17 protein-coding genes are annotated in these 18,325 nt (G+C 65.2%); 5 read left to right on the top strand and 12 right to left on the bottom strand.

Annotated elements, in window-relative coordinates:
* Window positions 1–72: 72 nt before the first annotated feature.
* From urtA to PP4_RS24700, 12 genes are all read right to left on the bottom strand, one after another.
* Window positions 73–1,338: an urea ABC transporter substrate-binding protein gene (urtA, locus tag PP4_RS24755; RefSeq protein WP_016395201.1), complete on the bottom strand. Its 1,266-nt coding sequence runs from the start codon at window positions 1,336–1,338 to the stop codon at window positions 73–75.
* 188 nt (window positions 1,339–1,526) lie between these two features.
* Window positions 1,527–2,933: a D-serine/D-alanine/glycine transporter gene (gene cycA, locus PP4_RS24750; RefSeq protein ID WP_016501840.1), complete on the bottom strand. Its 1,407-nt coding sequence runs from the start codon at window positions 2,931–2,933 to the stop codon at window positions 1,527–1,529.
* 238 nt (window positions 2,934–3,171) lie between these two features.
* Window positions 3,172–4,539: a PepSY-associated TM helix domain-containing protein gene (locus tag PP4_RS24745; RefSeq protein WP_016501839.1), complete on the bottom strand. Its 1,368-nt coding sequence runs from the start codon at window positions 4,537–4,539 to the stop codon at window positions 3,172–3,174.
* 58 nt (window positions 4,540–4,597) lie between these two features.
* On the bottom strand, window positions 4,598–6,664 hold the full coding sequence (locus PP4_RS24740; protein ID WP_016501838.1) for a TonB-dependent copper receptor: 2,067 nt from the start codon (window positions 6,662–6,664) through the stop codon (window positions 4,598–4,600).
* A gap of 66 nt (window positions 6,665–6,730) precedes the next feature.
* Window positions 6,731–7,162: a DUF2946 domain-containing protein gene (locus tag PP4_RS24735; RefSeq protein ID WP_016501837.1), complete on the bottom strand. Its 432-nt coding sequence runs from the start codon at window positions 7,160–7,162 to the stop codon at window positions 6,731–6,733.
* Window positions 7,163–7,184: 22 nt separating this feature from the next.
* Window positions 7,185–7,670: a copper chaperone PCu(A)C gene (locus tag PP4_RS24730; RefSeq protein ID WP_016501836.1), complete on the bottom strand. Its 486-nt coding sequence runs from the start codon at window positions 7,668–7,670 to the stop codon at window positions 7,185–7,187.
* Window positions 7,671–7,716: 46 nt separating this feature from the next.
* Window positions 7,717–8,106, bottom strand: coding sequence for a DUF2946 domain-containing protein (locus tag PP4_RS24725; protein WP_041167905.1), 390 nt, complete (start codon window positions 8,104–8,106; stop codon window positions 7,717–7,719).
* A gap of 208 nt (window positions 8,107–8,314) precedes the next feature.
* Window positions 8,315–9,169 carry an SPFH domain-containing protein gene (locus tag PP4_RS24720; protein WP_016501834.1) on the bottom strand — a complete coding sequence of 285 codons (855 nt, stop codon included), beginning with the start codon at window positions 9,167–9,169 and terminating at the stop codon, window positions 8,315–8,317.
* 26 nt (window positions 9,170–9,195) lie between these two features.
* Window positions 9,196–9,633: an NfeD family protein gene (locus tag PP4_RS24715; protein WP_016501833.1), complete on the bottom strand. Its 438-nt coding sequence runs from the start codon at window positions 9,631–9,633 to the stop codon at window positions 9,196–9,198.
* 232 nt (window positions 9,634–9,865) lie between these two features.
* Window positions 9,866–10,609, bottom strand: coding sequence for a cobalt-precorrin-6A reductase (locus PP4_RS24710; RefSeq protein ID WP_016501832.1), 744 nt, complete (start codon window positions 10,607–10,609; stop codon window positions 9,866–9,868).
* Window positions 10,606–11,700, bottom strand: a complete 1,095-nt coding sequence (locus PP4_RS24705; protein ID WP_016501831.1) for a cobalt-precorrin-5B (C(1))-methyltransferase — start codon at window positions 11,698–11,700, stop codon at window positions 10,606–10,608. Before PP4_RS24705 ends, PP4_RS24710 begins: the two co-directional genes overlap by 4 nt.
* Window positions 11,693–12,904 (bottom strand): bifunctional cobalt-precorrin-7 (C(5))-methyltransferase/cobalt-precorrin-6B (C(15))-methyltransferase, encoded by a 1,212-nt coding sequence (locus tag PP4_RS24700; protein ID WP_041167904.1) that lies wholly within the window; start codon window positions 12,902–12,904, stop codon window positions 11,693–11,695. The genes PP4_RS24705 and PP4_RS24700 overlap by 8 nt, the downstream gene beginning before the upstream one ends.
* Window positions 12,905–13,148: 244 nt before the next feature.
* Between PP4_RS24700 and cobG the strand changes: the two genes are divergently transcribed.
* From cobG to PP4_RS24675, 5 genes are all read left to right on the top strand, one after another.
* On the top strand, window positions 13,149–14,480 hold the full coding sequence (gene cobG / locus PP4_RS24695) for a precorrin-3B synthase (protein ID WP_016501829.1): 1,332 nt from the start codon (window positions 13,149–13,151) through the stop codon (window positions 14,478–14,480).
* On the top strand, window positions 14,473–15,099 hold the full coding sequence (locus tag PP4_RS24690) for a precorrin-8X methylmutase (RefSeq protein ID WP_016501828.1): 627 nt from the start codon (window positions 14,473–14,475) through the stop codon (window positions 15,097–15,099). Before cobG ends, PP4_RS24690 begins: the two co-directional genes overlap by 8 nt.
* Window positions 15,099–15,830: a precorrin-2 C(20)-methyltransferase gene (locus tag PP4_RS24685; protein WP_016501827.1), complete on the top strand. Its 732-nt coding sequence runs from the start codon at window positions 15,099–15,101 to the stop codon at window positions 15,828–15,830. The genes PP4_RS24690 and PP4_RS24685 overlap by 1 nt, the downstream gene beginning before the upstream one ends.
* Window positions 15,818–17,515, top strand: a complete 1,698-nt coding sequence (cobJ, locus tag PP4_RS24680; RefSeq protein WP_016501826.1) for a precorrin-3B C(17)-methyltransferase — start codon at window positions 15,818–15,820, stop codon at window positions 17,513–17,515. The genes PP4_RS24685 and cobJ overlap by 13 nt, the downstream gene beginning before the upstream one ends.
* Before the next feature lie 92 nt (window positions 17,516–17,607).
* Window positions 17,608–18,288 carry a hypothetical protein gene (locus tag PP4_RS24675; protein WP_016501825.1) on the top strand — a complete coding sequence of 227 codons (681 nt, stop codon included), beginning with the start codon at window positions 17,608–17,610 and terminating at the stop codon, window positions 18,286–18,288.
* Window positions 18,289–18,325 lie beyond the last annotated feature (37 nt).

Here is an 18,325-nt window from a genome sequence, read left to right as displayed (position 1 = left end):
GGTCCAGAGGGCAGTGGGGACCTGTGGGAGCGGGCAAGCCCGCGAATGGGCCGCATAGCGGCCCCAGTGCACTCAGTTACCTTTCACTGCGTAGTCAGGTCGCTTGTCATTCCCTGGAATGAACGGGCTCCAAGGCTGCGCCCGCAGCGGCTGCTCGGTTTCCCACACCACACTGAACTGCCCGTCATCCTGGATCTCGCCGATCATCACCGGCTTGTGCAGGTGGTGGTTGGTCTTGTCCATGGTCAGGGTGAAGCCCGACGGTGCCTTGAAGCTCTGCCCGGCCAGTGCTTCACGCACCTTGTCGACGTCGGTGGACTTGGCCTTCTCGGCGGCCTGCGCCCACATGTGGATGCCCACGTAGGTGGCTTCCATCGGGTCGTTGGTCACCGCCTTGTCAGCGCCTGGCAGGCCCTTGGCCTTGGCGTAGGCCTTCCAGTCGGCGACGAACTTCTGGTTCACCGGGTTATCCACCGACTCGAAGTAGTTCCACGCTGCCAGGTGCCCCACCAACGGTTTGGTGTCGATGCCGCGCAGCTCTTCTTCGCCCACCGAGAACGCCACAACCGGCACGTCGGTGGCCTTCAGGCCCTGGTTGGCCAGTTCTTTGTAGAACGGCACGTTGGAGTCGCCGTTGACCGTGGAAATCACCGCCGTCTTGCCGCCGGCGGAGAACTTCTTGATGTTGGCAACGATGGTCTGGTAATCGGCGTGGCCGAACGGCGTGTACACCTCTTCGATGTCCTTGTCGGCCACGCCTTTGCTGTGCAGGAAAGCGCGCAGGATCTTGTTGGTGGTGCGCGGGTAGACGTAGTCGGTGCCCAGCAGGAAGAAGCGCTTGGCGCTGCCGCCGTCTTCGCTCATCAGGTATTCGACGGCAGGAATGGCCTGCTGGTTGGGGGCGGCGCCGGTGTAGAACACGTTTGGCGACATCTCTTCACCCTCGTACTGCACCGGGTAGAACAGCAGGCCGTTGAGCTCTTCGAACACTGGCAGCACCGACTTGCGCGACACCGAGGTCCAGCAGCCGAACACCACCGCGACCTTGTCCTGGGTCAGCAGTTGGCGGCTCTTTTCAGCGAACAGCGGCCAGTTGGAGGCCGGGTCGACCACCACCGGTTCGAGCATCTTGCCGTTCACGCCGCCCTTGGCGTTGATCTCGTCGATGGTCATCAGCGCCATGTCCTTGAGCGAGGTCTCGGAAATGGCCATGGTCCCCGACAGCGAATGCAGGATGCCAACCTTGATGGTCTCGGCGGCCTGGATGCTCCAGCTCAGGCCCATCGCCGCAATCGATGCGCTGAGGGTAAAAGCCTTGATCAGACTGCGACGCTTCATGTGCTCTCTCCGCTGAGTTTTTTAGAGTGTTGGGCAAGCGGGGAGGGGCGTTGCAAGGGATGTGCCTAGTGGCGAAATGGGCGTAATAGAGGGGTTGTGCGAGGTGTTGGGGCGTTTGCGAGGTCCAGGTTGGTGCCTGGGACATTGATGTGCACAGGATTGGGGCTGCAGAGCAGCCCCCGAGGCTATCAGCCGTTGCGCACAGCCGAACGCGGATGGCGCCTGCTGCGTACAAACTGATAGGTCACCGCCAGCAATACGAACCAGATCGGCGTTACCACCAGCGCTGAACGCGTGTCCGCCTCCAGGCTCAGCAACACCAGGATGAAGGCAAAGAACACCAGGCACACGTAGCACATGAAGCGCCCGCCCGGCATCTTGTACTTCGACGCCTGATGCAGCGCCGCACGGTTTTTGCGGTACTTCAGGTACGACAGCAAAATCAGCGTCCACACGAACATGAACAGCACCGCCGAAACCGTGGTCACCAGGGTGAACGCCTCGACCACGTTCGGCACCAGGTAGATCAGCACTGCACCGAGCAGCAGGCAGGTGCAGGAGAAGTACAGGCCGTTAGCCGGCACCGAGCGGCTCGAAAGCTTCTCGAACGCCTTGGGTGCATCACCCTCCTGGCTCAGGCCGAAGAGCATGCGGCTGGTGGAGAACACGCCGCTGTTGGCCGACGAGGCCGCCGAGGTCAGTACCACGAAGTTGATGATGCTGGCCGCCGCTGGAAGGCCGGCCAGCACGAACAGCTCGACGAACGGGCTCTTGCCCGGGACCACGTCGCGCCAAGGTGTCACGGCCATGATCGCGATCAGCGCCAGCACATAGAACACGATGATGCGGATCGGGATCGAGTTGATCGCCCGCGGCAGGGTGCGCTCCGGGTTTTTCGCTTCGGCGGCGGTGGTGCCCACCAGCTCGATACCGACGAAGGCGAACACGGCGATCTGGAAACCGGCGAAGAAACCCATCAGCCCATGGGGGAACATGCCGCCGTCATTCCACAGATTGGCCAGCTGTGCAGTGCGCCCGCTGGGCGAGGTGAAGCCGGTGATGACCATGTACAGGCCGGTGGCGACCAGGCCGAGGATGGCGATGATCTTGACCAGGGCGAACCAGAACTCCATCTCGCCGAACATTTTTACCGTCACCAGGTTCAGCGACAGCAGCAGCCCTACGCAGGTCAGCGCCGGTATCCACTGCGGCAGGTCGGGGAACCAGAACTGTGTGTAGGCGGCGATGGCAACCACGTCGGCGATACCGGTGACTACCCAGCAGAACCAGTAGGTCCAGCCGGTGAAGTAACCGGCCCAGGGGCCGAGCAGGTCGGCCGAGAAGTCGATGAACGATTTGTAGTTCAGGTTCGACAGCAGCAGTTCGCCCATGGCGCGCATGACGAAGAACAGCATGAAGCCGATGATCATGTAGACGAAGATGATCGACGGGCCCGCCAGGCTGATGGTCTTGCCCGACCCCATGAACAGGCCGGTACCGATCGCGCCGCCGATGGCGATCAGCTGGATGTGGCGGTTGGTCAGGTTGCGTTGCAGGTGCTGCTCTTCTTGTGGTTTTGGTGAAATTGCGGTCATAAGCTGCATTCCCTTGAAAGTCGCCGGCTAGGCTAACACGGGCGTTCCAATTCGAGATCGCGACAGATCGCCACGATTTTCAGATGGCAGCCGTGCTTTCGCAGGAAAAGTTCGAGACCTTCCCCGGCCTCTTCGCGGGCATGCCCGCTCCCACAGGTATCGCGCCACGCCTGAGGGCGGCAGAGATCCTGTGGGAGCGGGCAAGCCCGCGAAGAGGCCAGTGCAGGTTATGCAGGGCTCAGGCGCTGGCCAGCTCCCGGCGGCGGCGCACCACCAGGCTGTCCACCACCCACATCACCACCATCGATACGCCCACCAACGGGAACATCAGCCCCAGCACCAGCATCACCCCTACCGCCGCCTTCCAGCGCGGCAGGTCATGGCGCAGCGGCGGCACACCCAGCCCGCCTTCAGGCCGGCGCTTCCACCACATCACCAGCCCGCTCACCGACCCCAGCAGGATCATCAGGCACACCAGCAGGATGATGATCTGGTTGAACGCCCCGAACATCTTGCCCTCATGCAGCATCACCCCCAGCTCGGTGGCGCGGGCGACCGGGCTGTAGTCCTGCCAGCGCACATCGGCCAGGACCTTGCCGGTGTACTGGTCGACATGCAGGGTGGCGTCGTTGCGAGGGTCGTCGGCGAACACGGCAATGGTGAACACACCGTCAGCCGTGGTCGGCAGGGTAATGCTGTAGCCCGGCTCGACCTGGCGGGAGGTGGCGATGTCTTCGACCTGCTGCACGCTCACCTGGGGCGCTGCGGGCATGTCCGACATCATGTGGTGCCCGGCGTGTTCGGCGTGTGCGCCGGACTGCGGCATCGGCGTGTTTTCCATCGCCCAGGGCACGGTCTGGCGGTGGGCACTATTAAGCTCACCCGCCTGCTGGTCCGACTTGGGCACGTCGTTCCACATGGCTGCCGGGAAACGGTTCCACAAATCGGCGTACTGCTTGCCCCAAAGCCCGGTCCAGGTCATGCCGCTGACCAGCATCAGCAACAGCAAGGCCGCGCCCCAGAAGCCGGTAACCGCGTGCAGGTCGCGCCAGAACAACCGGCCGCGTGCCGACAGCCGTGGCCACAGCACGCCAGCGCCATTGCGCCCGCGTGGCCACCAGAGGTACAGGCCCGACACCACCAGCACGATGCCCCAGCCTGCGGCCAGCTCCACCAGGCGGTCACCGACCGTGCCAACCATCAGCTCGCCATGCAGGGCGCGGGCGATGGCCTGCAGGTTCTGCTTGGCGTCCTGCTCGCCGAGCACCTTGCCGCTATACGGGTCGACGAACACGTTCAGTTCGCGCCCGCTGTCATGCACCACGAACTGCGCACTGCGCTCGGCGTTGATGGGCGGCAGGTACTGGCCGACGTGGCCTTTGGGGTAAGCCTGGCGCACTTGCGCCAGCATCGCATCGGCGCCCTGTCGGTGGTGGCCGGCTTCGACCACCATCAGGTCGCGGTACAGCAGCGGGTCGAGCTGCGGCTTGAACAGGTAGATGATCCCGGTGATCGCCAACAGGATCATGAACGGGGCCACGAACAGCCCCGCATAAAAGTGCCAACGCCAGGCCAGGTTATAGAAATTGGTGCGTGTTCCTCTCATGGGAACCTCCTGTTTGACCAGCAGAGGGGCGCAACCGAGGCTGCGCCCGTGGTTGTTGTCAGAAGCTGAAGTCGACCTTGGTCCAGAAGGTCCTGCCTGGCTCGTTGACCGGCTGTGGATCGGTAGCCGGGTAGCCGAACCCGGCGTTCCCGGCCAGGTTCAAGTGCTCGGCGTAGGTTTTGTCGAACAGGTTGTCGACCCCTGCGCTGAGCTTGAGGTTTTTGTTCACCTTGTAGGCGCCGTTCAGGGAGAACACGCCGAAGCCGGCGCTCTTGTCGTAGTCCTTGCCGACCACGTTGCCCTGGTTCTCGGCAATGCGGTTTTGCGCCGCCACCAGCCGCCACAGTGCACCGACGCTCCATACATCGCGGCTGTAGGTCAGGCCGAGGCGGCTTTCCAGGGGTGGCATTTGCGGTAGCGCTTTGCCATCACTGCTGTTCTTGCCCCAAGCGTAGGCCAGCGTGCCGTCGGCCTTCCAGTTTTCGGTCAGCTGGTAGGCGGCACCCAGTTCGCCGCCCATGATGCGGGCGTCGATGTTCTGTGCCTGCGAGGTGCTCATGCCCATCATGCCCGTGCGGTAGTCGAACAGGATGTAGTCGCGGATTTGCCCGACATAGCCCGAAGCCCAGGCTTCCAGGCGCTCGGTGCGATACTGGATGCCGAAGTCGAGCTGGGTGGTCTTCTCTGGCTTGATGCCGTCAAAGGCATTTGCTGCACCGGGCGGTGCCAGCTTGGGCGAGAACAGCTCCCAGTAATCGGGGAAACGCTGGGCATGGCCGAGGCCGATATAGGTGGTGGCCGGGATGGCTGCCAGGTCGTGCTCATAGCGTATGAAACCGCTGGGCAGGGTGTCGGCGCGGCTATCACCTTCTGTGGCGCTGCCTTTACGGAGGTCTCGGGCCGAGGCGCGGTCCAGGCGGGCACCGGTGATCAGCCGGTCTTCACCGCTGACGTACCAGGTCAGTTCGCTGAAGGCACCGTAGTTGTGGAAGTCGGCGTCCTTGGTCCAGGCCTGGCCCTTGTGTGCGTCTACGCCCATGCCCCCACGCTGGCGATGTTCGTTGGTTTGCGCGTCGATGCCACTGATCAGCTGCACATCGGCCCAGCGCCAGGTGGCCTTGATGCGTGCCCCCATGGTGCGACGGTCGACGTTGCTGACCATCGGCATGCCCATCATGCCGCTGCCCGATGGGGTACGAAGGCTGTAGTTGTCCATCACATGGTCGGCGTAGTTGTAGTAGACCTGCGCCTCGACCTTGTCGAGCACCTCGCCAAGGTTGGACTTTTCAAAGCGCAGGCCCAGGCTTTCACGCTTGAACTGCGAGCCGTCCATGCCGCGCCCGGCATAGCGGGCCTCTCCATCGCCCTTGCCGGCCGTCAGCTCCAGCAGAGTGTCCTGGTCGGGCGTCCAGCCGAGGGCGACATCGCCGTTCCATTTTTCCCGGCGCGATGGCACGGTGTCGTTGTTGCCGTCGTGGTAGTCATCCGAGCGCGACTGGTTGCCGACGAAGCGGGCGTAGGCCTGGCTGTTGCCGGCGGCGGCATCCAGCACCTTGTCGAAGCGGCCGTTGGAGCCGGCCAGCAGGCTGGCGTTTACCCGGCTGCCGAGGGTGCCGAACTTTTCGGGTTCACGTTCGAAAAGAATGGTGCCTGCCGAACCGCCCGGGCCCCAGATCACGCTTTGCGGGCCTTTGATCACGGTCAGGCGGTCGTAGGTTTCCGGCGAAATATAGGACGTGGGCGCGTCCATGCGGTTGGGGCAGGCGCCCAGCATCAGGCCGCCATTGGTGAGGATATTCAGGCGCGAGCCGAACATGCCGCGCAACACCGGGTCACCGTTGGTGCCGCCGGCGCGGATCGCCGAGAAGCCGGGGATGGTCTTCAGGTAGTCGGCGCCGTCGCTGGCCGGCACTGGCTGGCGCGGGTCTTTCGGGTTGGTGACCACGGTCAGCGGCGAGCTCGGGGCCACGGCGGTGATTACCGTCGGGCTCAGCTCGGGTGCGTCGTGCGCATGGCCTTCATGGCCAGGGTCGGCGGCCAGGGCCACGGGCGCGAGCAGCGAGCCGCACACGGCGGCGAGGGCCCCACGCAGGGACAAGGCAAGAACAGGGGTACAGCCGGACATAATGATTCCAGTCGATCAGTCATGAGTTAGCGCGAAGCCTCCTGGCTCCGTGCGCAAAATGTGGGTTCAGACGCTGATCGAGGAGGGTGGGGCGCGGCTGCGCGCACCGGGGAATACAGCCTGCCGGGCATGGCCCTGGTGCGTTGGCGCAAGCAGGTGGGTGGTGGGGACGACGCTGCCGGCGCTGAGCGGGCTGAGGGCCTGGGGCAGGGCCGGGCAGTTGAACAACAGGCTGCAATAACCGCACTTTTCCCACATCACATGCAGCTGGCCATCGCCGCCGTGGCCGTGATGGGCGTCTCCGCCATGCTGATGGGCAGCCGCCATCGGCATGTCCATCGGCATGCTCATACCGGCGTGGTGGTCCATTGGCATCGACTGGGAAATCAGCGGGCCGATGAAGATCATCCACATGGCGAACAGGCTCAGCCATCCGCCACCGGCGCGCCTGCGGTCAGGGCGGGTGGTACGGCTGATGCTGTTGCGCGGCAGGCTCATGGCGAGTGCCTGTCAGCAGGTGTCAGTGCGCGTGTTCGTGGGCTTGCGGCTGGTCCGTTGGCGCCTGCTTCTGCACGGCCACTTCGACGGTGACGTCGCCGGCCTTCTCGAAGTGCAGGGTCAACGGGAAGCGCTTGCCGTCGCTGAGCAGGCTGCGGTCCTTGGGCTGCATCAGCATCACATGGTAGGCGCTGGGGGCGAAGGTCAGGTCCTTGCCGGCAGGCACTACAACGCTGGGTACTTGCTGCATCTTCATGGCACCGCTGGCGCTCATGGCGTGCTCGTGCAGTTGCGCGTCATCGCTGATGGGGCTGTCGACACTCAACAGGCGGTCATCGGCCTGGCCATTGTTGTGCACCACGAAATACGCGGCGACATTGGGGGCGTTGGGCGGCAGCTGCAGCGACCAGGGGTGGGCGATGTGCAGGTCGCCCACGCTGTATTCGTGGGCATTGGCAAAGGCGCCGGGCAGCAGCAGGGCGGCCATGACGAGGGCGTGCTTGAGCATGGTGAATCTCCGTTCTGTTCAGGTTCAGGCAGACAGCGAGATGAACTCAGGCCAGCGGAGAGGCACGGGGGTTTAACGCAGGCCAGAGCTGGCGCGGCGTGGGTTGGTAGTCGGCGGGGGGCGGCAGCAGGCCGGCAAACAGTGTTGGCGGGTTGTGCAGCTGCGGCGGGTAGCCGGGCAGGGCCAGCAGTGGTGCAGCGCCCGAGCAGCACCAGCAATTCATCATGCTGGCGCTGTCGTCGCTTTGCGGGCCGAGGTCGATCTTGGCCAGGGCCTGGACGTCGACCTTGGCCTTGTTGGCCATGCTGGAACAGAAAGCCCCCCACAGCAGCTGCTCGGCCGGGCCCTTGGGCACGGCAGAGGCCAGCGGCATGGCCAGCAGGTTGAACAGCACTGCAAGGCAGGCTATCCAGGCGATGTGCCGACGTGGGGGCATGGAGAGATCCGGTCAGGAATCGTGGTGGCTATTGTAAGGCGGAGTATAGGTAAAAATGGCGGGGTGCGGTGAAGTGACGCAGGCAGGCAGTTGAATCGGTGTCGCCGGCTTCGCGGGCACGCCCGCTCCCACAGGATTACCAACAACCTTGAAAGCTGCGGGGGTACCTGTGGGAGCGGGCGTGCCGGCGAAGAGGGTGAAATCAATCTCAAGCCTTGTTTCGGCCCATCAGCCCGCGTACGGTCTCTTGCAGATCCGCCGGCAGCACCACCACCTTGGCGTTGTTGCTGCTCGCCAGGTTCTCCATGGCCCCGACATAACGCTCACCCAGCAAATACATCGCCGGCACGGTCTCGTTGCCCACCGCTTCCTTGACCAGCGAAATCGCCCGCGCCGAGGCCTCGGCCAGGCTGATCTGTGCTTCGGCATCCAGCCTGGCCGCCTGCAGGCGTGCTTCCGCTTCCAGGATCGCGGCCTGCTTGGCACCTTCGGCGCGGGTTACATCGGCCTTGCGCTCACGCTCGGCCGCCGCCTGGCGCTCCATGGCCAGTTGCATGTTTTCCGAAGGCTTGATGTCCTGGATTTCCACCGAGCGCACGGTCACGCCCCAGTCTTCGGTCTGCTCCGACATCGCCTCGCGCAGGCGTGCCTTGATCTGCTCGCGGCTGGACAGCGCTTCGTCCAGGTCCATGGCACCGACGATGGCGCGCAGCGAAGTCATGGTCAGGCTGGTGACGGCGAACGAGAAGTTCTGCACGCCATAGGAGGCTTTCTGCGGGTCGACCACCTTGGCGAAGCACAGGGCATTGGCGACGATCACGGCGTTGTCCCGGGTGATGATTTCCTGCTGCTGCACATCGAGGATGATGTCCTTGGTCGGCAGGCGATAGGCGACCACATCCATGTACGGGATGAGGATGTTCAGGCCGGGCTTGAGCGTGCTGTGGTAGCGGCCCAGGCGCTCGACGATCCATTCCTCGCCCTGGGGCACGATACGTACCCCCTTGAACACGGTGATCAGGACGAACAGGGCGATGGCGGCGACAACGATGAGGCTGGTCATGATGCGAAATTCCTTTTAGTGCGGATTCAGGCCCGGATGACACGGGCAGTGTTGCCCTCAATGGCGGTAAGGCGCACCCGCTCGCCAACCGGGATCTCGCTGTCGGCAATGCAGATCCATTCTTCGCTGCCAAGAATCGGCTTCTGGAAACGCACGCGGCCTTTCTGAAACTCTGAAACGCCAGCGGTCAGCAAGCCCACCTCGCCGATCACGCTGTCGGCAGTCCAGCGCACGTCTGGCTGCTTGCGCCGGAATACCTTGAACCACAGCGCGGTGGTGACAGACGACAGCAGTACCCACAGCAGCACCTGCATGTCCAGTTGCAGGCTGGGGGCGGCGAGCGAGATGAGCGAGACCAGCACGGCACCGATGCCGAACCAGAGGATGAAGAACGTCGGCAGGACCAGTTCGAGCAGGATCAGCGCGATGCCAAAGACCAGCCAGATCCACCATTGCATTTCCATATGGGTGAAACCTTCCGGGGGAGGGGGAGTTGAGTTTACGGCAGCAGTACGACCTGGGGCCACGTGTGGGCCTGAAAGAAAAATCCGAAAGGGCTGTAGGGTAATGGTCCGATACAGGTTTTAAGCCTGGCACGGTCTTCTGTGGGAGCGGGCGTGCCCGCGAAGAAGACGACTCGGTTTATGGCTCCGGCTTGGCCGGTGTTCGCGGGCTTGCCCACTCCCACAGGGGCCCCTAGCGTGCTTGCGAGATGTGTTGATGCAAGTCGAGTGCTGCTGCCATGTCAGCCTGCGATTCGAATGCGCGGTCAACATCCGGCAACGCCGGGCGCTTGAGGATCAGCACCGGCACCCCAAGCTCCCGCGCCACCTCGAGCTTCGGCTCGGTCGCCACACTGCCGCTGTTCTTGCTGATCAGCACATCGATAGTGCGGCGCTGGAACAACGCCCGTTCATCCAAAATGTGGAATGGCCCGCGCGCGCCAATCACTTCGCAGCGCTCGTTGCCAGGGCACGCTTCCAGCGCACGCAGCGTCCAGAACTGCTCCGGTGGAATCTCGTCCAGGTGCTGCAGTGGCTCACGCCCCAGCGTAAACAGCGGCCTGCGGAACGGTTTGAGCGCGTCGATCAGCCCCGCCCAGTCCTCGACTTCGCGCCAGTCATCCCCCGCTTGCGCCTGCCAGGCCGGGCGGCGCAAGGCCCAGCACGGGATGCCAGCGTTGCGTGCGGCGCTGGCGGCATTGCGGCTGATCTGCGCGGCATAGGGATGGGTGGCATCAATCAGCAGGGTGATGCCCGCCTCGCGCAGGTAGCTGGCCAGGCCATCGGCACCGCCAAAGCCCCCGACCCGCACCTGGCATTGCAGGTCCTGCGGCACGCGGCCGATACCGGCCAGGCTATAAACATGCTGTGGGCCGAGGCGGCGGGCGATGGCGAGGGCTTCAGTAACACCGCCCAGCAGCAGGATGCGCGTGGTCATTGCACACCTGCCTGGCCAACGATGCCGCCCTGGCGGTCGATGGCGAACACTTCCACTTGCACTTGCGCCGGCACGACGCTGCGGGCGAAGGCCAGGGCGTGAGCACACACTGCATCCCCCAAGGCGATACCGGCTGTATGCGCGAGGGCGAGCGCTTGCTGGCTGGTGTTGGCGCCGATGATGGCCGCTTGCAGCGTTTCGTCAGCGCCAATGTCTGCCGCCCAGCCGGCCAGTTGCGGCAGGTCGATGCTGGAATGGCGGCTGTGCAGGTCCATGTGCCCGGCGGCCAGTTTGCTGATCTTGCCGAAGCCACCACACAGGGTCAGGCGTGGCACCGGCACCTTGCGCAGGTGCTTGAGCACTGCGCCGACGAAATCGCCCATTTCGATCAGGGCGATTTCCGGCAGGCCGTAGACCCGGCGCATGGTGTCTTCACTGGCGTTGCCGGTGCAGGCGGCGATGTGCGTGTAGCCGTTGGTGTGGGCCACGTCGATGCCCTGATGGATCGAAGCAATGTAGGCCGCACAGGAGAACGGCCGCACGATGCCGCTGGTGCCGAGGATCGACAGCCCGCCGAGGATGCCCAGGCGCGGGTTCATGGTCTTGAGGGCGAGTTGGTCGCCGCCCTGCACATTGACCGTGACCTCGAAGCCACCGAGGTAGCCGCACTCGTCGGCCAGGCGTTGCAGGTGTTCAGTGATCATGCGCCGTGGCACCGGGTTGATGGCCGGCTCACCCACCGCCAGCACCAGCCCCGGCCGGGTCACAGTGCCAACGCCGGCCCCGGCGACAAAGCGGATACCCGGTTCGCCCAGCAGGCGTACCTGGCTGTAGAGCAGGGCGCCGTGGGTCACGTCCGGGTCGTCGCCAGCATCCTTGAGGGTGCCCGCTTCGGCACGCTCGTCAATCAGGCGGCAGAATTCCAGGCGCATCTGCACCACCTTGCCCTTGGGCAGGGTAATGCTGACGGCGTCGCTGCTTTCGCCGTTCAGCAGCAAGCGAGCGGCTGCCAGGCTTGTGGCGGTGGCGCAGCTGCCGGTGGTCAGGCCGCTGCGCAGGGGCGCGGGCTGTTCGCGGGTTTCTTCACGCATCGACGGGCTTCACCACTTCCAGCAGGGTGATCGGCAGCGCCTGGCGCCAGGTGTCGAACGCGCCCAGGGGCTGGGCATGGGCGACATGGATGCGGGTCAGCTCGCCACCGTGCTGCTCGCGGAAATGCGCCAGGGCCAGTTCGCTTTGCAAGGTCACTGCATTGGCCACCAGCCGCCCGCCTGGGCGCAGGTTGGACCAGCACAGGTCCAGCACGCCTTCGCGGGTGACGCCCCCGCCGATGAAGATTGCATCGGGCTGCTCCAGGCCTTGCAGTGCCGCAGGCGCCTTGCCGCAGACCAGTTGCAGGCCGGGTACACCCAGCGCGTCACGGTTGTGTTCGATGAAGCCTTGGCGGCCTTCGTCGGCCTCGATGGCCAGGGCGCGGCAGGCCGGGTGGGCGCGCATCCATTCGATGCCGATCGAGCCGCAGCCCGCGCCCACGTCCCACAGCAGTTCGCCGGGCTGGGGCGCCAGGCGCGCCAGGGTGATGGCGCGCACGTCACGTTTGGTCAGTTGGCCGTCGTGCCGGAAGGCGCTGTCGGGCAGCCCGGCCAGCCGGTGCAGGCGTGGCGCATCGGGCGCGGCCAGGCACTCGATGGCCACCAGGTTGAGCGTGGCGATATCGGCGTGCGGCCAGTCCTGGGCGGTGCCGGGCAACTCGCGTTCTTCCTGGCCACCCAGGTGCTCGAAAACCCGCAGGCGGCTTGGCCCGAAGCCACGTTCGCGCAGCAGTGCAGCAATTGCCGCCGGGCTGTCGCCATCGTTGCTCAGCACCAGCAGGCGCATGCCGCTGTGCAGGTGGGCATTCAACGCCGCCAGTGGCCGCGCCACCAGCGACACAACCTGCACCTCCTGCAACGGCCAGCCCAGGCGGGCGGCGGCCAGGGCGCAGGAGGAGGGCATCGACAGCACGCGCATTTCATCGGCGGGCACCTGCCGCGCCAGGCTGGCGCCGACGCCGAAGAACATCGGGTCGCCGCTGGCCAGCACGCACACCGGCTCGCCGCGCAGGGCCAACACTGGGCCTAAGGAAAACGGGCTTGGCCAGCCCAGCCGCTCGCCGGGCACGCAGCGCGGCAGCAAGGCCAGCTGGCGCGGGCTGCCGAAGACCCGCGCAGCGCCCAACAGCGCGCGCCGGGCCTGCTTGCCCAGGCCACTGAAGCCGTCTTCGCCGATGCCTACTACTGTCAGCCAGGGTGCCATGTATTTCATTCCGCCATTTTTTGGGGCCGCTTCGCGCCCCTTCGCGGGCACGCCCGCTACCACAGGTACAGCGCAGCCATTGAGGGTAGCGATGATCCTGTGGGAGCGGGCGTGCACGCGAAGAGGGCGACACAGCCCTGGATTTCTCCTCAATCGCTGAGGATGCTCGACCACCGGCTTTTCATGCCGCCGGACAAAGCAGGCATAATACCGCGCCTTCTACACTCAAGCGCATTTTCACAGATTGCCGGACGCCCCTTTGACGCAGGCCCATGCCCCCAACGTTTCGCCCCGCCCCTCGGCCTGCCCGGGGTTGTGGCGCATTGTCAGTGCCCGTGATGGCGGCATCTGCCGCATCAAGCTGCCGGGCGGCCTGCTGCTGGCCGACCAGGCCGAAGCGGTGGCGACGGCGGCCGAGCGCTTCGCCGGCGGCGTGATCGAGGCCACCAACCGTGGCAATTTGCAGATTCGCGGCATTGGCAACGAGCATCGGGCCCTGGTCGAGACCCTGCTCGCCGCTGGCCTGGGTCCGCGCGACGCGGCCGGTGACGATGTGCGCAACCTGATGCTCAGCCCGCTGGCCGGGCATGACCCGGCGATGCTGCTGGACGCACGGCCCTTGGCAGGTCAGATCCTCGACTTGTTGGAAGGCACCCCGCGCTTTCACCAGTTGTCGGCCAAGTTTGCCGTGCAGCTGGATGCCGGCGAACGCCTGGCCATGCTCCGACACCCCCATGACCTGTGGCTATCGGCCCTGCGTCTGGAGCAGCAGACCTGGCTGGCGTTCGGCCTGGCGGGCTGCCCGGCGGACGGCCAGGTGCTCGGCGCCGTGCCGCTGGCGCAGGGCCTGGCGCTGGTGCGTGCGGTGCTGGAGCGCTTTCTCGACCTGGCAACCCCGATGCAATCGCGCATGCGCCAGCTGCTCGAGGTGTGCCCGGCAAGCGATTTCGTCGATGGGCTCGGCCTGGGCATCCGCCGCGATGCCGCCGTGCTTGCCTGGCGCCGTGAACATCACCGCGCCTCCTGGCTGGGCACGCTGCCGCAGGCAGATGGCGTTGCCCTTGGCGTCGCCCCGCCGCAAGGCCGCCTGACCCCGGCGATGCTGCGCGGCGCCGCGCAGGTTGCCCGTGAGCGGGGCGATGGCAGCTTGCATCTCAGCCCCTGGCAAAGCCTGGTGCTGACCAATCTGCAAGCCGACTTCATCGACCAGGCCCAGGCTGATCTCTCGGCCCTGGGCCTGCTGTGCCACGACCACGAGCCGCTGGCGCGTATCAGCGCCTGCACCGGTGCCAGCGGCTGCGCCAAGGCCCTTGGCGAAACCAAGGCCGACGCCGTTGCCCTTGCCGCGCTGCTGGGCCCTGGCGTGCCTGCCAGCGTGCACTTGTCTGGCTGCCCCCGTTCCTGCGCCGTGGCCCATGTTGCCCCGGCCACCCTGCTGGCCCGCTCGCCGGGCCGATATGACCTCTATCTGCGTGACGCGCGCCAGCCGGGCTTCGGCGCCCTGCGCGCCACCGACCTTACCTTGAATGAAGCAGGCGCCATGCTCGACCTGCCGACGGAGCACCTTGATGATTGACTACATCCGCGATGGTCAGGAGATCTATCGCAATTCCTTCCGGATCATCCGTGAGGAAGCCCGACTCGAGCGGATCCCCGCAGACCTCGAAAAGCTCGCCGTACGCGTGATCCACGCCTGTGGCATGGTCGATGCCATCGATGGCCTGCAGTTCTCCGAAGGTGCCGGCCGGGCCGGGCGCGAGGCGCTGCTCAACGGCGCGCCAATCCTGTGCGATGCGCACATGGTCGCCGAAGGCATCACCCGGGCCCGCCTGCCAGCCGACAACCAAGTCATCTGCACCCTGCGCGACCCAAGCGTACCGGGCCTGGCCAAGGACGCCGGCAACACCCGTTCTGCCGTAGCCCTTGAGCTGTGGCGCCCGTACCTGGAAGGCAGTGTGGTGGTGATCGGCAATGCGCCCACCGCCCTGTTCTACCTGTTGGAGATGATTGACGCCGGCGCACCCAAGCCGGCGCTGATCCTTGGCTTCCCGGTCGGTTTCGTCGGTGCTGCCGAGTCCAAGGCGATGCTCGCCGCCGACAGCCGTGGTGTGCCATTCGTGATCATGCAAGGCCGCCTGGGCGGCAGCGCGATGGCCGCCGCCGCGGTCAACGCCCTGGCCACGGAGGTGGAGTGATGGCGCCGCGTGGACGTCTGCTTGGCCTGGGCGTGGGCCCGGGCGACCCTGAACTGATCACCCTCAAGGCCCTGCGCCTGCTGCGCGAAGCGCCAGTGGTCGGCTACTTCGTGGCCAAGGGCAAGCGTGGCAATGCCTTCGGCATCATCGAGGCACACTTGCAAGCGCAGCAGACGCTGTTGCCGCTGGTGTACCCGGTCACCACCGAAGCCCTGCCGGCGCCGCTGTCCTACGAGCAGGTGATCAGCGACTTCTACGACGAAGCCAGCGTGCAGGTGGCCGAGCACCTGGATGCCGGTCGCGACGTGGCGGTGATCTGCGAAGGTGACCCGTTCTTCTACGGGTCCTACATGTACCTGCACGACCGCCTGGCGCAGCGCTATGAGGCTGAAGTGATCCCTGGCGTGTGCTCGATGCTCGGTGGCGCCTCGGTGCTGGGTGCGCCGCTGGTGTACCGCAACCAGAGCCTCTCGGTCTTGTCTGGCGTGTTGCCCGCCGAGGAGCTCAAGCGCCGCCTGGCCGACGCCGATGCAGCAGTGATCATGAAGCTTGGGCGCAACTTCCCGAAAGTACGCGAAGTACTGACCGAACTGGGCCTGGACGGGCGCGCGCTGTATGTGGAGCGGGCCACCATGGCCAACCAGAAGATCGTGCCGCTGGATCAGGTTGATCCACAGTCGTCGCCGTACTTCTCGCTGATCATCGTGCCGGGGGAAAAATGGCAGGGCTGAACATCCACAAGGCGCCGGCGATCATCATTCTTGGCCCGGGCAGCCTGGCGACGGCGAAGCGTATCCAGCACTGTTATCCACAGGCCACGATCCATGGCCTGGAGGGGCGTGTCGAGGGTGCAGACCAATCGTACAGCACGTTCGGCGACACCCTGCGCGGGTTGTATCAGCAGGATACGCCGATCATCGCCCTGTGCGCTGCGGGCATTGTCATCCGTAGCCTGGCCAGCCTGCTCAGCGAGAAGGGCAGCGAGCCGCCGGTTCTGGCCGTGGCCGAAGATGGCAGTGCGGTGGTGCCGCTGCTCGGTGGCCTGGCTGGCGTGAATGTGATGGCACGCGAAATCGCAGAGGTTCTGGGCGTTGCTGCTGCGATCACCACCAGTGGCGAGCTGCGTTTCGGCACTTGCCTGCTGAACCCGCCGCAGGGTTATGCACTGGCGGATATCGAGCAAGGCAAGCGCTTTGTCTCTGATTTGCTGGCCGGCGAGGCGGTGCGCGTCGAAGGCGATGCACCTTGGCTGGAGCACGCGCAGCTCCCCGCCAGCGAGAGCGCCCGGCGCACCATCCATGTCGGCCATCAGGCACGCCCGAGCAGCCGTGATGAGCTGCTGATCCACCCGCGTTCGGTGGTGGTGGGCGTCGATACCGCCGACCTGCAACGCATCCGCGCCGCGCTGCAGGCGGCGGGTATCGCCGAACAATCGCTGGCTTGCCTGCTGGCTGGCGAGCACGCCATGGCTGATGCAGCCTTGCACGAGGCCGCGCAGGCCCTTGGCGTGGCGCTGCGTTTTGCGGCCAAGCCTGGCGATTTGCGAGGCATGCTGGCCGAGGCGCTGCCCGGCGCCGAGCTGATCGAGCAGGCGGATACCGTCATCGCCGTGGCCCCGGCGCCGGTGGATGTCGCGCAGGTCGGCCGCCGTCGTGGCCGGCTGGCGGTGATCGGCCTCGGCCCCGGCGCTGCCGAGCTAATGGTGCCGGCGGTCAAGGCCGAACTTGCACGCGCCGAGGACATCCTCGGCTACGAAACCTACGTGCGCATGGCCGGGCCGTTCCGTGACGACCAGGTGATGCACTGCACCGACAACCGTGAAGAGATGCAGCGCGCCCGGCATGCCTTCGAGCTGGCGGCACAAGGCCGTTCGGTGGTGGTGGTCTCGTCGGGCGACCCAGGCGTGTTCGCCATGGCCGCTGCAGTGCTCGAAGCGCTGCACGAATCCAGCGACCCCGCCTGGCATCGCGTCGACCTCGAGATCCTGCCAGGGGTGTCGGCCTCGCTCGCTACCGCTGCGCAGGCGGGGGCACCGCTGGGGCATGACTTCTGTGTGATGTCGCTGTCGGACAACCTCAAGCCCTGGTCGATCATTGAAAAGCGCCTGGACCTGGCGGCCCAGGCTGACCTGGTGCTGGCTTTCTACAACCCGATTTCCAAATCCAGGCCGCACCAGCTCGGGGTGGCCCTGGAAGTTGTGCGTCGCCACCGCGAGGGGAACACGCCTGTAGTCCTTGGGCGCGACATCGGTAGGCCGGGGCAGACGCTTAAGGTAGTCACCTTGGGCGAGCTCCTGCCGGAAATGGTCGATATGCGCACCATGGTTCTGGTTGGCTCCTCTACAACCTGTGTATTCCCTCGCCTGTCGGGTGGGGTGTGGGCCTACACGCCGCGTTGGTACCCCACCGCCAACTAGTTGCGTCGGAAACTCTTCAGCGCGCTTTGTGGCCAGCGCGCTGGCTAAGGTGATTGCCCCTGACTCAAGGGGCAACCATCAAGGAGTTTCCAATGTCCGATGCAACCCAAATCACCACCACCGATGCCGCCATCCTGGTAGACGGCAACCTGCTTGCCTTCGGCGCGGGCATGTCTGCGCAAAGCCGTCATGATGTGAAGAATGCCTTCCACTTCGCCACGTTGGTCGCCGACAAAGCTTTTGACGCCGAAAAGCAGAGCCGGGAGTGGTACGACAAATTCATCGATGTCATGCGAGACCTTGGCTTTACCATCCCACGCCGTACCTTCGAACTTGAAACCTCGGTGGAACTGTCCGTCACCGTAGGCGCCGTGGCCATCCGCGCGATAGGTGTGGTCGGCAATGCGATGCTGGGCGGCACCAAGCTGGGTGAAGTGGCAAAGCGGGCGTTTGACAAAATGACCACAGTCGAAAACGACGCCAAGGTGCTCCACCACAAGCGCAAGAACAAAGCCAGGGGCCTGGTCGGCCTGGCCGCCTGCATTGAAACCTCAAAAAACGATGTGGTCATGGTGGTGAGCTGCATCCAGGCATCTGCCCCAGCACTGGACGACGATGTGCTCGGCATCCAGTGGAAGCTGGACAGGTCCGCTTACTACGCCGGCACGGCAGTGCTCACCCTCAATAACTTTGTCTACGACAAAGTCCGCGAAACCGTAGAAAACAAACTCGGCGTGCGCAGTGTCGAGAACGTGCTCGAGTACGACATCTGATTGCTCGGCGGCGTAGTCGCAACGCCGCCTTGTTCGG

This window comes from Pseudomonas putida NBRC 14164 (assembly GCF_000412675.1).
GTDB lineage: Bacteria > Pseudomonadota > Gammaproteobacteria > Pseudomonadales > Pseudomonadaceae > Aquipseudomonas > Aquipseudomonas putida.
The sequence above is the reverse complement of the archived record's forward strand: the minus strand, read 5'-3'. Positions and strand labels throughout refer to the sequence as shown.